Source organism: Arthrobacter sp. zg-Y916 (assembly GCF_020907385.1).
Lineage (GTDB): Bacteria > Actinomycetota > Actinomycetes > Actinomycetales > Micrococcaceae > Arthrobacter_B > Arthrobacter_B caoxuetaonis.
Genome location: NZ_JAJJOD010000007.1, coordinates 77,986 through 92,473, shown reverse-complemented (window position 1 = coordinate 92,473; position 14,488 = coordinate 77,986). Strand labels below are relative to the sequence as shown.

Below are 14,488 nucleotides of genomic sequence, written 5' to 3'. Positions count from 1 at the left end.
CTTGCATGAGTCGTAGGTCACATGTGGCTGGTGTTACGCCCCGGAGAGTGGGTCGTTGTTGCTGCTGAGCAGTGGAAAGGGGGGTATTTGGAAGAGAAACGGGTGGATGCGAAGGGGCGGCGGCGGTAGGGAGTTTAGCGGAAGTGTAAAGCGAGAGCTGGTGGAGCCTGCGTGAGGCCAGCGCAGGGTTATCAAATGACAGTCGGCGAGTGGGAAGCCTTGGAGGGGCACGGGTGCTGATAAATTCTAAGGATGCATGACGAGAAAGCGGTACTCATCGCTCTGAGAGAGTTTGTGAGGGAGCGGGAATGGGCGCAATTTCATACCCCTGAGAACCTTGCGAAAAGTATCAGTATTGAATCCGCCGAGCTCCTCGAATGTTTCCAGTGGGGCGGGGCCGATTTGCCGTCTGCCAAAGAAGAGTTGGCGGACGTACTGACTTACTGTTTGCTGCTAGCTGACCGTCTAGACCTTGATCCCGCCAACATAGTGATGGAAAAGCTCGCGACGACCCGGGAGAAGTACCCCGTCGCCAAATCCCGTGGCAGAAGTGAGAAATATGACCGGCTTTAGGTTGGAACGGTTCCCACTCGAGTCCGACGAAGTGCGAACATGGGGAGAGGCAGACCCCCTGCACCGGAACTGGCCCGTTGTGTACGTAATGAACAACGACACTGAAGTCTACGTGGGGGAATCGCTCAATGCGGAAGGACGGATGCGGCAACACCTCGCCTCCGCGGACAAACGACGGCTCAAATGGGCACGTGTCGTCCTGGATTCAACCTTCAACAAGTCCGCGTGCCTGGACCTCGAATCATTTCTGATCCGAATGTTCTCAGGCGAGGGCCGACTGAAAGTGCTTAACCACAACGCCGGCATCACCGATGCTGACTACTACGACCGAGGCACCTACAAGGAAACATTCGATCAGGTGTTTGAAATGCTTCGCTCACAGGAGCATCTGTTTCAGCGCACCCTTCCCGAAATAATCAACAGCGACCTGTTCAAGCTGTCACCTTTCAAGGCGCTCAACCATGATCAGGCTCTGGCCGTCGAAGATATTCTGGAAGGACTCTTCGAAGATCTTGAACAAAACCGACCCAATACCGTAGTAGTGCAGGGTCTTCCGGGAACGGGCAAAACGGTCGTAGCGATCTATCTTATAAAGCTGCTGAAGGACATAGCAGGCCACGACCCGAAGGATCCGCTCGACCATGATTCCATTTTCAGCGATTTTTTCACTGCGGGTCATGCCGAGCTGCTGAACTCCTTAAGAATCGGGCTGGTAGTACCTCAGCAATCACTTCGCGATTCCATTGCGAGAGTGTTCGCTCTTACGCCTGGGCTCCATAAGAATTTGGTACTGACGCCGTTCGAGGTCGGTGAAAGCAAGGAGCCCTTCGACCTGCTTATCGTTGATGAGGCCCACCGCCTGAATCAACGAGCAAACCAGGCCTCCGGCACTCTCAACAAGAAGTTTGCGGAAATCAACCAAAGACTCTTTGGCAGAGATGATCCTGACTTCACACAGTTGGACTGGATTCGACGGCAGAGTAAGACCAATATCCTCATGCTTGATGTCGGACAGACCGTACGGCCGGCAGATCTTCCCGCAGCCTTGACCGCATCCCTTCTAGAGGAAGCGTCAGCTGGCGGCCGCATATACCGTTTGCGTTCGCAAATGAGGATATCTGCAGACCAGGATTACGTTGGTTATGTACGCGCGATCCTCAGCAGTGCCCCACCCCAGTCTGCGGAACGTTTTGATGGATACGATCTGCGTTTCTTCTCCGATTTGGGGACAATGAAGCGTGAAGTAATTCGGCGAGACGGCGAGTACGGATTGTCTCGTATGGTCGCAGGCTATGCGTGGCCGTGGCGAAGTAAAACCGACAAGGCTGCGTTTGATATCGAGATAGATGGGGAGAAACTTCGCTGGAACTCTACACAGAGAGACTGGATCAATCGCCCCGGTTCTGAATACGAGGTTGGGTCAATTCATACCGTTCAGGGGTACGACTTGAACTATGCGGGGGTCATCATCGGGGAGGACCTTCGATACGACCCTAATAGTGGTAGGACAGTTTTTGACCGCTCCAAGTACTTCGACGTAAAAGGACGCGAAAACAACTCCAAGCGGAGCATCACCTACGACGATGAAGACATCCTTCACTACGTGAGGAATATCTACGCGGTGCTTCTCACCCGGGGAATCTTAGGCACCTACGTGTATGTCTGTGACCCCGCGCTGCGCGAGCACCTGAGGTATTACTTCGACGCCGATGTTGCCTGAAGGACGCCGGGGAAGGTTCCTTTGCATGCGCTGCAGTAAGGCGGCATTTTGTGGCATTCCGAAGGTAGCCTAAAGAGGTGAATATTCCTGGGGGAAACCAAGACCTGGACCACGGTCTTTATGAGGTACTGCACACGCGGGAGCTGCAAGACCTTCTAGGCATGGTCCCGGGACTCCGCGCATCATTCGGCCAAGTTTCCGACGATGAGTCACCGGAACTACTGGCGGCACACATAGCAGGCCACGCCCGGGAAGTGCTGGCAAAGGCCAACCCGCAAGACCGGGTGGCAATTGCCAACACGATTCTCGCGGGCATTTCCGCAGACCTTGTAGAACCCGGCCCCACCCAGCTCCTTTCCCTCTTCCCGCCGAAGTCCCTGAAGCGCCGTCAACTCCGCCGCCCTTCCACACCGCTGCGCAAACCGGCCTTGCTGACCAACGGCAAGGACGACCCCAACCTTGCAGCAGAGCTGCGTGCGGAAATGGGCTCCGCCAACAGCGTCGACCTGCTGTGTGCGTTCATTCGTTGGACGGGACTGCGGCTCCTTGAACCAGCCCTCGAAGATGCCCGCGACCGAGGCATTCCCATTCGAGTCATCACCAGCACCTACATGGGCGCCACTGAACGGCGAGCGATCGATGAACTGGTCCTCAAGTACGACGCGGAAGTCCGGATCAACTACGAGACCCACGCAACCAGGCTCCACGCCAAAGCCTGGCTGTTCCGGCGGAACACCGGATTCGACACTGCCTACGTCGGCAGCTCAAACCTGAGTGCCCCCGCAATGCTGGACGGCCTCGAATGGAACGTGAAGCTCTCCTCCGTCGGCACGCCGGACCTGCTTCGCAAATTTGAGATCACCTTCGACAGTTACTGGGAGCAGCCGGCGTTCCAGCCCTACGATCCAGCAGCCGACGGCGACCGCCTCGACGCAGCCCTGGCCCGCAACGGCGGCCGCCAGACTTCACGCCCGGACAGCACCACGGGACTGGAAATCCAGCCGTACCTTCATCAGCAGGAAATGCTGGAGAACCTCGACGCGGCCCGCACCGTCGACGACCAGCACCGAAACCTGCTGGTCGCCGCCACAGGGACCGGCAAGACCGTCATCGCCGCACTGGACTACAAGCGGCTCTGCGAGGTGGCGGGACACGAACTGTCGCTGCTGTTTGTTGCCCACCGCCAGGAGATCCTCAAACAATCGCTGCGCACCTACCGGGACGTCATGCAGCGCGGGTCGTACGGAGAACTTTACGTTGGCGATCACAAACCCTCACAGTGGAAGCAAGTCTTCGCCAGTGTGCAATCACTCTCCGCACTGGGACTGGAAAAGCTCGATCCGCAGCAATTCGACGTCGTCGTCATCGATGAATTCCACCACGCCGAAGCCCCCACTTACCGCCGGCTGCTGGACCGCCTTCAGCCGCAGGAACTCCTTGGCCTGACTGCCACGCCCGAACGCGGCGACGGGATCAACGTGGCCGATCAGTTCTTCGGCGGACGTATCGCCGGCGAGCTGCGGCTGTGGGACGCCCTCGACGCCGACCTCCTCGTCCCGTTCCACTACTTCGGAGTGGCGGACGCTGTCGACCTCAGCCAGGTGGAGTGGAAACGCGGGAACTATGACATCACCCAGCTGGACGCCCTCTACACCGGCAATGATGCCCGTGCCGCTAAGGTCATTGCTGAACTTCGGGACAAGGTGACGAGCACCAGCGACATGCGCGCGCTCGGGTTCTGCGTTTCAGTGCAGCATGCCCATTACATGGCCGAGGTCTTCAACCGTGCCGGCATCGCATCGCGGGCGGTTTCCGGTGAGACACCCGAGGCTGATCGGACCGCAGCCCTGCGCAAACTGCGGGACCGGGAGCTGAACTGTCTCTTCGCCGTCGACCTCTTCAACGAAGGGCTCGACCTGCCGGAGATCGACACGATTCTGCTGCTGCGGCCCACGCAGAGCGCAACTGTCTTTATCCAGCAGCTGGGACGCGGTCTGCGCCGGGCCAAGGACAAGTCAGTCCTCACCGTGCTGGACTACATCGGCCAGCAGCGCCGGGAGTTCCGGTTCGATGCCAAGCTGAAGGCTCTCACCGGTCTCCGGCGCAAGGCACTGGAGAAGGCTGTGGAGGACGGGTTCCCCTACCTGCCGTCCGGCTCGCAGATCATCCTGGACCGGGTGGCGCAGCAGACCGTGCTGAATAACATCCGGGAACAACTTCGCGTCAACCGAAAGCAGCTGGTGGCGGAGGTCCGGTCCTACGGGGAGTACCTGCTGGAGGACTATCTCCGGGAATCTGGGCGGGACCTGCCCGACGTGTACCGCAAAACCGGGGATTCCTGGACATCGCTCATCCGTGAAGCCGGCCTGGTGGATCTCAGCCAAGCGCCCGCCGTCGTACTGGCCTCCCAGCTGAACGAGACGTCGGAGCTCGAAGAGGATCTGCTCCGCCGGATGACGGCGATGCTCTGCATCGATGATCCGGAACGGGCGGAGACCTACGCCAAATTGGTCTCGGAGGATGCGCCCCGTTATGCGGAGCTGAGCGACAGGGAGCAGATCCTGGCCCGGATGCTCTTCTTTGCGCTGTGGCCGAACGGGGGAGGGCACACATCGTACGACTCCGGACTCCAGTTCCTGCGCAGCTATCCGTTGGTCTGTGCGGAGATCCGGCAGCTGGCCGCCCTGGGCGTTCAGCGTTCCGGGTATGCGCCCAAAGGGCTTGGTCTGGGGCTGCAGCAGATTCCGCTGTACTCGCACGCCACGTACCGGCGGGAGGAAGTCCTGGCCGCGCTGGGATACTTCGCGGTGGGCGGCAAGACCAGCCACCGCGAAGGTGTCGCCTGGTGTGCGGAGACGAAGACCGATGCGTTCTTCGTGACGCTGGAGAAAGATGAAAAGGAACGAGCGGCGTCCATCATGTACAAGGACTACGCGATGAGTCCGGAAGTGTTTCACTGGGAGTCGCAGAACGCGACGTCACCGGAGAGTATGACTGGCAGGCGGTACATCAACCACAAAGCTCTGGGGTCGAAGGTTCTGCTCTTCACCCGGCCTCGGCAGCGGGATGAGAACGGGATGACGATGCCGTACACCTGTCTTGGGCAGATGGACTACATGTCGCATGCCGGGTCGAAACCGGTGGGCATTGTGTGGAAGCTGCAGCGGGCGATGCCTGCCGATGTTTATGTGGAGGCTAGTGCTGTGGCGCAGTAGATACTGTCCTCATAGGCCAGAGGAGGCAGCGCCGGCTAGGTCGTGGCCCGAGAGACGCCACCATCTGACCGCTCCATGGCAAAACTACGGCGAGATGGGTCCCGGCGAAAACCGGGGCATTCAGCTGGGGGGCGCGCATGGGACAGCTCACTGAGTCGTTTCCCGAGACCGAGCGGGTGACGGTGCAATCCATGGGCGTCCCCCGGTAAACGGTAGACGATGGAACTTTAGCATTCCAATGCACCAGAATCCTTGGGGCATATGCGCTGATATCGGCGTTTGCCGACGTGTCCTATCCACACCCCGGCATTCGTGCGGGCTGGTGGTGTTTCAGGCCGTTCGCGCGTTTGCGTCGTCGTGCACACTGTCGGGTGCTCTCTGTGTGATTGAGTTGCCGGAAATAGTGCGTTCTTGTCGACGAGCGGCGGCGACAAATCGAATGAGTGGATTGTTATCTTGCGAAAGAGCATCAAGGACTGCATTGGGGACGTCGGGATTCATGGCAACGAGGATAGCGAGGTCGATGCTGCGCCCGGCGAGTTCTGCGAGAAGAGTTTCCGGCGTTGCACCGTTGAAGGCAACGGCCTGGCGAACTTGGTCGTCTTTGTCGTCTGAGAGTGAGCCCAGTACTGCGGCGGGAGTGTTCGGGTTCGCAGCGACGGCACGCCGCACCTGGGCGCTTCGTCGTTCTCCGCCAAGCAGCGCGAGCAGGTCCGCGTCGGCGACCGGGCTGAAGGCCACTTCCATTCGCACCTCGGCACGCTTGTGAGCGACCATTTCCGCCAAGGCTGCACGGTCGGGACGCGTGTGTCGAGCAGAGAGTGCCAATTCGGCTTCAAGCACGAAGTCCGGCGGCGTGGCAGGGTTCTGAAGAACTGCGGCTCGAACACTGTCCTCGGCATCTAGAAGCAGGATTTCAAGCATGCTTCGTGAGAGATTTGGGTTTCTGGCCGTTCGGGATCGGACGTGTGCCTCCTCGTCCTGGGAGAGAGCTTCGAGGACACTCGCTGGAGACAGCGGGTTACCGGCTACCTCCGCCCGCACGATTGGTTCGGGATCGCCGGCGAGCTGCTCCAACACGATGACCGATGTACGGGAGTTGGCGGCGACCGACCGACGAACACTTACGTCCGCGCTTCGAGCAAGGCGCGACAGAGTCTTTTCTCCGGTTCGCTTGTCGTCCGCGACGATCTCACGCATGTCGGGACAGCGCACTCGACTCTTCGAGAGGCGGTCGAGGGCTGCCTCGATCACCCGCGGAGACATCTTAAGGTCCGCCCGTCTCTCCGTCAGGTCAAGCACCTGATACAGATCCTCGTCGACATCGATCCGAAGCATGGCCTCCGCAACGGAACCAGCCAGATCCCCGGGAGTGGCCGGGTTTTGAAGGACCGACAGTCGCACCGTGCGATGGTGGTCCTCGGCCAAGCGAGACAGGGCGGCAAATGGTGCGGTGGGATGCTTGGCGACGGCAGCACGCACCCCGGCGTCTTTATCCGTTGCCAGCTCGATCAAAACCGTCTGCGGCACGGAGTCCGAGGAAGCAAGCAGCTCACGAGCTGTGGCGGACTTGCTGGTCTGCAGTGAACGGATGAGAGTGACGCGATCGTCGGTTCCCAGAGACGGGTTCTCGATCAGCTGGGCAAGCACCTCCTTCGACGGGTTCGCCATCAGCGCTAGAAGCGTGGTGTAGGGAGTCGCTGGGTGGCAGGCAATGAGGCACAGGGTCTCCTGCTGGTATTCGGCGGCGGTGCACCCCCATTGCCCTCGGGGGCCCATGCCCTCGGTGCGGAATCGTAACCGCGCTTCCTTAGTTGCTGCGAGGTCGGCGAGCAATGCGCTGAGGGACTCGTCGAGCATGGGGAGAGTGCGCTTGAGCGCGAGCCAGCGAATCTCGGGATCGGCGTCGCGCAACAAGCCGTCCCGCACGGCCGGATCGGAGATCGGCATCCTTCGTGCAATCATCCTGCGAACCCAATCTGGGCGGTCTTCCCGGATTAGATCGGCAAGGACCTCTTCTGGTAGACCCGTTCCCGTCCAGTCCTCAACTGCCAGCGGCCGGCCTGCCTGCCGACCCCAGAGCTCGCTCGCGCGCGGAATCGGCAGATGAGGGTAGCCCCACGCCATTTGCAGGAAATCGGAGAACCACGTCGAAGCGAGCGCCGATTCGTCACGGTTCTGGCGGATCTGGATCCCACCCCGGTATCCCGCAGCAGACTGCTTGACCGGTGACAACGCACTGCCCGCTACTGCGTTCCCATCGCGGTCGTTGGTGCGGGCGGTCCATTGCACGTCAGGGGTGGTGTCGGCTGCCAGGACCTTCAGCAGCGGGAGCGGAGCGCCAGGATTGGCTGCAACGGCTCGTCGAACCGCGCTGCTTCGGTCGCGCGCGAGGACCTCGAGCACATCGTGGGGTGCTGCTTCATTCCTCGCGACACCCTCGCGAACCTGCCAACGAGTATCTTCTGCGAGCTTTCGAACGGTTGCCTCGGGCGTCACCGCGTTTCGTCCAGCGCGCCGACGGATGCCGACATCGTCACTTAGCGCCAGCTCAGCCAACATCTCGTACGGGGTGTGCCGATTCTCCGCAAGCAGCTGGTGCTTGCGCCGTGTCGGAGTCGGCGTATGAGGCGCAAGCTGAGTCTTTCCTGTTGCCTTGATGAAAGCTTGTCTAAGCGATGGCAGCAGTTCCTCCGGGTCGCCGCCCAGAAGACGCTCGAGGCTCCAGCTGGGAGTCAGCTTCTGGCGCGGGAGCCAGATACCGACCTGGCGGATACCCAGGCTGTCATCGAGATCGAGCATTACGTACCCAAGCAGCTGACGCACGAAGTCTCGAAGCTTGGGTACGGTCAACGTACCGTATACCTTGCAGTCGATCAGGGTGTCACCGATCACCCAATCAGCATCGGCCCCGCCGACGAGCCCGGAACCGGCGAACCCTGGGTTAGGTTCGTAACGGTCTCCGGTTGCGATCTGCTCGTGCCACGTTTCAAACTGATCAGCATTTGAGAACATCAACGATCTGATATCGGCCAAAGAATGCGGATTAAGCTGATCTGCGAAAGATGCTCCGTCGACAACCGCATCGCAGGAAACGCCGACTGAACCATTCACTGCATTTGGACCCACCCGAGCGACCTGTTCGCAGTAGGCAAGCAGAATGGACGCTCGGTCGAGATCCGAGTCGCTGAATGGTTCGCGCAATAGTGCCTCGGCCACGCCAAACGCTTCAGTTAGGATCTTGGCGCGGTGGGGACCGTTCTCCATGAAGGGAACATAGTTGGCCAGTTGGGCAATACCGGCGGCTGCCGCGGAACGGCGGGGGTCAAACCCTCCGAGCTGTATGCGGGCTCGAAAGTCGAAGGCCGTTCCGGCTAGGCCCAAATCCGTTCCTGGGAAGGGAGAAACTAAAGTCCTGCTTCCTGCCAGTTCCGACAGGCCCAAGGCCTTCGCCGCAGCCCGAGACCGGTCGCTTCGCCCGCTCAAAGCTTCCAAGAACGGAGAAATGCCATCCAAGTAGGCACGCACCGGTGACTGCGGATCACGAAGAAGTGACGTAAGGCTCACGAATTGACTCTATATGGCAGATCCGACTCTTATGGACGGTCCTTCCGCCGTTAGAGAGAGTTTTAGCCGTGTTTACAGCGTCAACGGCAGTGCTTCCGCACAGGAACGCTGGCGCCGTCTCGGGAACGGCAGCTGAACTCAGCAATCCCGGGTTGGGTCAGGCCCTGAGGCTCATGCTGCGATTACATCTTGTCGACGACGGGAGGGATCCAGGGATTGTTTACCTGCGTCACTCCGCCCTGCCTGTCAGGATTCAACGCATGCCTCGCGGTCCTCTGATACTTGGAAAAGTCGGGCACCTATTTGATACCTCTGTCAATTTGAGGGGCTCCAGCCAGTTCATGGAGACCTCCGGGCGAAAACGTCATTTGACGGTACCTGCCCTGCAACCTTGGACAGGGTAGAGCATCTGTCGGGTGCTCCGGCAGCCGTGTTTTCTGCAGGGCCGACGGCGGATTGGTCGGTGTTCTCGGCGCGGATCGGGCACTTTCAGTCCGCCGTCTTTCGGACCGTGCGGCTTTAGCATCGACTCACTGTCTTAGACGCAGCGTCAGTTGACGGGTTTCCAGGCACGGGCTGGTAGCGTGTCGGTTTGGTGCAATCGCATCCATCTGAGTCAGCTTTATCCGTGGGGGACCCGTGTCAACATTCCAGCAAGATAGCCATGCCAAAAAACCGCAAAAGCCGATCCGCTCAACGTGGGTTGTAGCTGTCATTTCAGGCCTTATTCTGGTTCTGTTTATCGCTGCAGGCGACGGCGGGTTCGGCATGTGGCTATTCCTGATGGGGCTGTTGGGATTGCTGACTGCGGCCTACGCGCTGGTCTTCCGGAGGTGGACATGGGCACGGCTCGGAACGCGTAAGACTGCAACGGGCGCGATGGCAGCTGCCGGTGTGCTCACAGTGCTGGGATTGGTGGTATTCAGTTTCACTGCACCTCCAGTGGAGTCGAAGGCTGAGTCTGCTGCCGTGGCGACACCGACTCCGTCGCAGACGACGTCTGCATCTCCGAGCGCCAGCCGTAAGGCAACAGTCGTGGCTGGAGCATCTTGCCCAGTCGCGGGCAAAGTTATAACGGTCACGAATTCGTCGCCAAGTCCCTCACCGACAACCACCTCGGCCAGGCCTTCTCCGTCCGCCAGCTCGACGCCGAAAAGCTCGACGACGGCTTCAGCAGCCGGTGCCGCATTCACTTGCACGGAAGACGACAACAAGAAGCTTGTCTGGATGGCCAGCGAGAAGTCCAAGAAGCTGCTTGCCGATCGCGAGGCAACGGAAGAAAAAGCTGAAGCCGACCGGATCGCCGCTGAGGCCGAAGCGAAGCGGATCGCGGACGAAGCCACTGCCGCTGAAGCTCAGCGACTTGCCGATGAGCAGGCCGCTGCCGATGCTGCAGCAGCTGCAGAGGCACAGCGCTTGGCCGATGAACAGGCCCGCCAGCAGTATGTTGCTCCGGCTCCCGTAGCACCTGCCCCGGTAGCACCTGTCGCTCCAGCCCCGCCCGTTTACTACAAGAACTGCACGGAGGCCCGTAACGCCGGAGGAGCCCCGGTTTATGTTGGCGGCCCCGGCTACGGGACTCACCTTGACCGTGACGGTGACGGTATCGGCTGCGAGAAGTAGAGCCCCCGACAGAGGGAAAGGGTCCGGCGCGGTTCGCGCTGGACCCTTTCCCTTCGTCCGCGCCGCAGCCAACGGCGGCCACAGCCGAGGAAGCCGGAGCCGTGCTCAGCACCCTCGGCAAGATGGGCCGGCTCTCCGGTGTGACCAAGGGCCCCGAGTTCGTCCGGCAGTTCACCAAGTTCTGGCTGCCGATGGGCAAGGACGTGGTGGTGATCGGCGGCTCCCTGGTGGGCCTGGAACTGGCCGAATTCCTCGCCGAACGTGGACGCCGCGTCACCCTGCTGCACGAAAAGCAGCAGCTGGGCCTGCCGCTGGCCATGCCGCGCCGCTGGACCGCTGTCAGCGACGCCAAGAAGCACGGCGTGCAGATCCACCGCAACGCCGTGATCACCCGCATCACCGAGAAGTCCGTGGAATGGACGGTGGGGGAGGAGTCCTTCTCCGCACCCGCCGCCATGGTGGTCTACGCGGACGGTACGACGTCGGCAGCCCCGCTCGCTGACGAGCTGCGGGATGCGGGCATCCCCTGCGACGTCGTCGGTGACGCCGGTGCGGTCAACTATATCCACGGCGCCATCCACTCCTCGTGGAAGGTGACCACGCAGCTCTAGGGCTTCCGCTTTACTGCCGGGCCGTCACTGAGAAGGGGTGGCCCGGCATTTTCGTGTCTGGTCACAGACCTATGCATCCCGGAGGAACCCTTGTATCTCTGAGATATATCTGTAGCATCTTTCTCATGCAGGTCACATCATGACACCCGCCGAGAACGTCCACCCGCTGCCCTCGGGCAGTACGCTGGCCGACAAAAACGCCGCCACTCAGTCCCAGCCCGAACGGATCCGCGGCATGATCCGCCGGCAGATCATCCGGGCCGAACTGCGCCCGGGACAGATCTTCACCGAACCGGACCTTGCCCGTGAATACGGTGTCTCCAAGACACCGGTCCGCGAAGCGCTGCAGATGCTCACCGTCGAAGGCCTCGTCAGTGTGCTGCCGCGCAAGGGCTACATGGTGCGCAGCCTCAGCTTCCACGACGTCCGCGAAGTCATGGACCTGCGGCTCATCCTTGAGCCCCCGCTGGTTGCCGCAGCAGCCCGCAACGTGACCGCCGAACTCGTCACCGAACTCCGCGCACGGATTGAAGACCAGTTCCGCGACGGAAATTCCCTAGAAGAACGGCTCTCCGCAGCCCGCGACTTCCACGTCACCTGTGCCCATGCCTCCCGCAACACCCGTGCCGCGGCCATGGACCGCAGCCTCACCGACGAGGTCATGCGCTTCTACCACTTGATGCCCATGGCACACGACCACTTCTCCTCCACAGAGGAACGCACCGCCCACGAAGCGATCTTCGACGCCGTCGCCACCGGCAACGCCGAAGCCGCCCAGCAGCTCATGCACGACCATCTGCTTGAAGCCAACGCCGCCATGATCCGCACCTTCTACAACGCAGGACCGCTCTAACCCCGTACCTCCTACCCCAGCCAGCACGCCGACAACCCGAAAGGCAACGCAATGAAGCGTTCACTTAGCACCCTCGGTACCGCCGCCCTGATTACCACCGGACTCTTCCTCACCTCCTGCGGATCCGACGCCGGAACCGGCGACGGCGGGGGAGGGGAGCCGGTTAAGATCGGCATCTCCCAGCTCATGGACATCCAGGCCCTCGACGACACTAGGGAAGGTTTCATCAAGGGCATGAGCGAAAACGGATACCCCGAAGGTGAGGGCGTGGAGTACGACTACCAGAACGCACAGGGCGACCAGGCCACCGCCACCCAGATCGCCGCCGGCTTCGCGTCGTCGGACCTTGACCTGGTCTTCGCGATCGCCACCCCGGCAGCCCAGAGCGTGGCTCAGGCCGTCGGCAACATCCCGGTCGTCTTCTCCGCCGTCACTGAACCGGTGGAAGCCGGAATTGTCGAAGCCTGGGACGCACCCGGCGCCAACATCACCGGCACCAGCAACCTCGGCCCGGTGGAAGACCAGATCGCCCTGATCAAGGAACTGGCGCCCGACGCCAAGACCATCGGCGTCGTCTATTCCTCCGGTGAAGTGAACTCCCGCGTGCAGGTCGACCTGGCCCGCGAAGCCGCCGAAGAGCTCGGGATGGAGCTGAAGGAAGCCGCCATCTCCGCGACCTCCGAGGTCCAGCAGGCCGCCCAGTCCCTGGACGTGGACGCGCTCTACGTACCGACGGACTCACACGTGGTCGCCGCCATCGACAGCGTGGTCGAGGCCGCCGAAACCAAGCAGATCCCCCTCGTCGTCGGCGACAGTGCCTCCGTGGAGGCCGGTGGCGTCGCCACCTACGGGCTGGACTACGAACAGCTCGGCTACCAGACGGCGCTGATGGCCATCAAGATCCTCGAAGGCGAAGACCCATCGAACATGCCGGTGGAAAAGCAGACCGAATCGCTGCTGGTCCTCAACAAGTCAGCTGCCGCGCGGATGGGCGTGACCATCCCGCAGGAAATGCTCGACGCCGCTGACACCGTCATTGACTAACCGCACCCTTTCGAAAGCAGCCATGAAGCGCCGAATTCCCCAGTACTCCGAGCTCCGCGAACTCGTCCAGTTCAAGGCCTTCGACCCCGACCGGCGGCGCGCACGCCTGGCCAGGGCCAACACCATCGCGGACCTGCGGGACATCGCCAAACGGCGGGTCCCGACCGCGGCGTTCGAGTATGTGGGCGGCGGCTCCTTCGCCGAACACTCGCTTCGCCGGAACCGGGACGCGTTCGACGCCGTCGAGTTCAACCCGCGTGTGCTGCGCGATGTCTCTGCCGTGGACCTTCGCACCAAGATCGCCGATGCCGAAGCGACGCTGCCGGTGGGCATCGCGCCCACCGGGCTCACCCGGCTCATGCACGCCGAAGGTGAGGTCGCCGGAGCGCAGGCAGCGGCGTCGTTCGGGATTCCGTTCTCGCTCTCCACGATGGGCACGGTGTCCATCGAGGAGGTCGCTCGGGAAGCGCCCGACGCCGACCGCTGGTTCCAGCTTTACCTCTGGAAGGACCGTCCCCGGTCACTGGACCTGATCCGCCGCGCGGAGGCTGCCGGGTTCGGCGCGCTGATCGTCACCGTGGACACCCCGGTCTCCGGGGCCCGGCACCGCGACACCCGCAACGGCATGACCCTGCCGCCGACGCTCACAGCGAAGACCATCCTCGATGCCTCCTACCGGCCGGAATGGTGGTTCAACTTCCTGACCACCAAACCGCTGGGCTTCGCGAACTTTGAGGGGGAGCGGACGTCGGTGGCGGAGCAGGTCAATACGATGTTCGATCCGTCGCTGAACCTGGATGACCTGGCCTGGCTGCGGGAGAACTGGTCCGGGAAGCTGATCGTGAAGGGCATCCAGTCGGCGTCCGACGCCGTCGACGTCCTGGCGCGTGGCGCGGACGCCCTGGTGGTTTCCAACCACGGCGGCCGGCAGCTGGACCGCGCGCCGGTTCCGCTGAAGGTCCTGCCGGAGATCCGCGCCGCCGTCGGGTCTGAGGCGCAGCTGATCCTGGACTCCGGAATCATGTCCGGCGGTGACATCGTGGCGGCGCTTGCCGCGGGTGCCGACTTCACCCTGATCGGCCGGGCGTACCTGTATGGGCTGATGGCCGGCGGGCGTCAGGGCGTGGACCGGGCGCTGGAGATTCTGCGGACGGAAATGACTCTGGTGATGCAGCTGATCGGGGTCACGAGCGTGGCGGAGCTGGGGCCGGAGCATCTGCGGGGCGCCTGAATTTTGCAGCATCGAAATCCGAGATTAGAGTCACAACCCTGCGTCGGGTAT

At 61.7% G+C, this 14,488-nt stretch carries 10 protein-coding genes; 8 read left to right on the top strand and 2 right to left on the bottom strand.

Annotation, left to right across the window (positions count from 1 at the left end; genetic code table 11):
• The first annotated feature begins 252 nt into the window (after window positions 1–252).
• From LOC59_RS12405 to LOC59_RS12395, 3 genes are all read left to right on the top strand, one after another.
• Complete coding sequence (locus LOC59_RS12405) at window positions 253–573, top strand: MazG-like family protein (protein WP_229972280.1); 321 nt, start codon at window positions 253–255, stop codon at window positions 571–573.
• Window positions 574–661: 88 nt separating this feature from the next.
• Window positions 662–2,293 (top strand): DNA/RNA helicase domain-containing protein, encoded by a 1,632-nt coding sequence (locus LOC59_RS12400; RefSeq protein ID WP_331460456.1) that lies wholly within the window; start codon window positions 662–664, stop codon window positions 2,291–2,293.
• A 77-nt stretch (window positions 2,294–2,370) separates the two neighbouring features.
• A complete protein-coding gene (locus LOC59_RS12395; protein WP_331460454.1) occupies window positions 2,371–5,508 on the top strand; it encodes a DUF3427 domain-containing protein in 3,138 nt (1,045 codons plus the stop codon).
• A 330-nt stretch (window positions 5,509–5,838) separates the two neighbouring features.
• Here the strand turns inward: LOC59_RS12395 and LOC59_RS16790 are convergent, their stop codons facing one another.
• Together LOC59_RS16790 and LOC59_RS12385 are read right to left on the bottom strand one after the other, a co-directional pair.
• Window positions 5,839–9,075 carry a hypothetical protein gene (locus tag LOC59_RS16790; RefSeq protein WP_229972278.1) on the bottom strand — a complete coding sequence of 1,079 codons (3,237 nt, stop codon included), beginning with the start codon at window positions 9,073–9,075 and terminating at the stop codon, window positions 5,839–5,841.
• 812 nt (window positions 9,076–9,887) lie between these two features.
• Window positions 9,888–10,268, bottom strand: coding sequence for a hypothetical protein (locus LOC59_RS12385; protein ID WP_229972276.1), 381 nt, complete (start codon window positions 10,266–10,268; stop codon window positions 9,888–9,890).
• A gap of 34 nt (window positions 10,269–10,302) precedes the next feature.
• Here LOC59_RS12385 and LOC59_RS12380 point away from each other — a divergent pair, with 34 nt between their 5' ends.
• The 5 genes from LOC59_RS12380 to LOC59_RS12360 all read left to right on the top strand — a co-directional run bounded on the left by LOC59_RS12380 (window position 10,303) and on the right by LOC59_RS12360 (window position 14,437).
• Window positions 10,303–10,698, top strand: a complete 396-nt coding sequence (locus tag LOC59_RS12380) for an excalibur calcium-binding domain-containing protein (protein ID WP_229972274.1) — start codon at window positions 10,303–10,305, stop codon at window positions 10,696–10,698.
• A gap of 101 nt (window positions 10,699–10,799) precedes the next feature.
• Window positions 10,800–11,309: an FAD-dependent oxidoreductase gene (locus LOC59_RS12375; protein ID WP_229972272.1), complete on the top strand. Its 510-nt coding sequence runs from the start codon at window positions 10,800–10,802 to the stop codon at window positions 11,307–11,309.
• Between the two features lie 139 nt (window positions 11,310–11,448).
• On the top strand, window positions 11,449–12,162 hold the full coding sequence (locus tag LOC59_RS12370) for a GntR family transcriptional regulator (protein WP_229972270.1): 714 nt from the start codon (window positions 11,449–11,451) through the stop codon (window positions 12,160–12,162).
• Window positions 12,163–12,213: 51 nt separating this feature from the next.
• On the top strand, window positions 12,214–13,206 hold the full coding sequence (locus LOC59_RS12365) for an ABC transporter substrate-binding protein (protein WP_229972269.1): 993 nt from the start codon (window positions 12,214–12,216) through the stop codon (window positions 13,204–13,206).
• 22 nt (window positions 13,207–13,228) lie between these two features.
• On the top strand, window positions 13,229–14,437 hold the full coding sequence (locus LOC59_RS12360) for an alpha-hydroxy acid oxidase (protein WP_229972266.1): 1,209 nt from the start codon (window positions 13,229–13,231) through the stop codon (window positions 14,435–14,437).
• The last annotated feature ends 51 nt before the right edge of the window (window positions 14,438–14,488 follow it).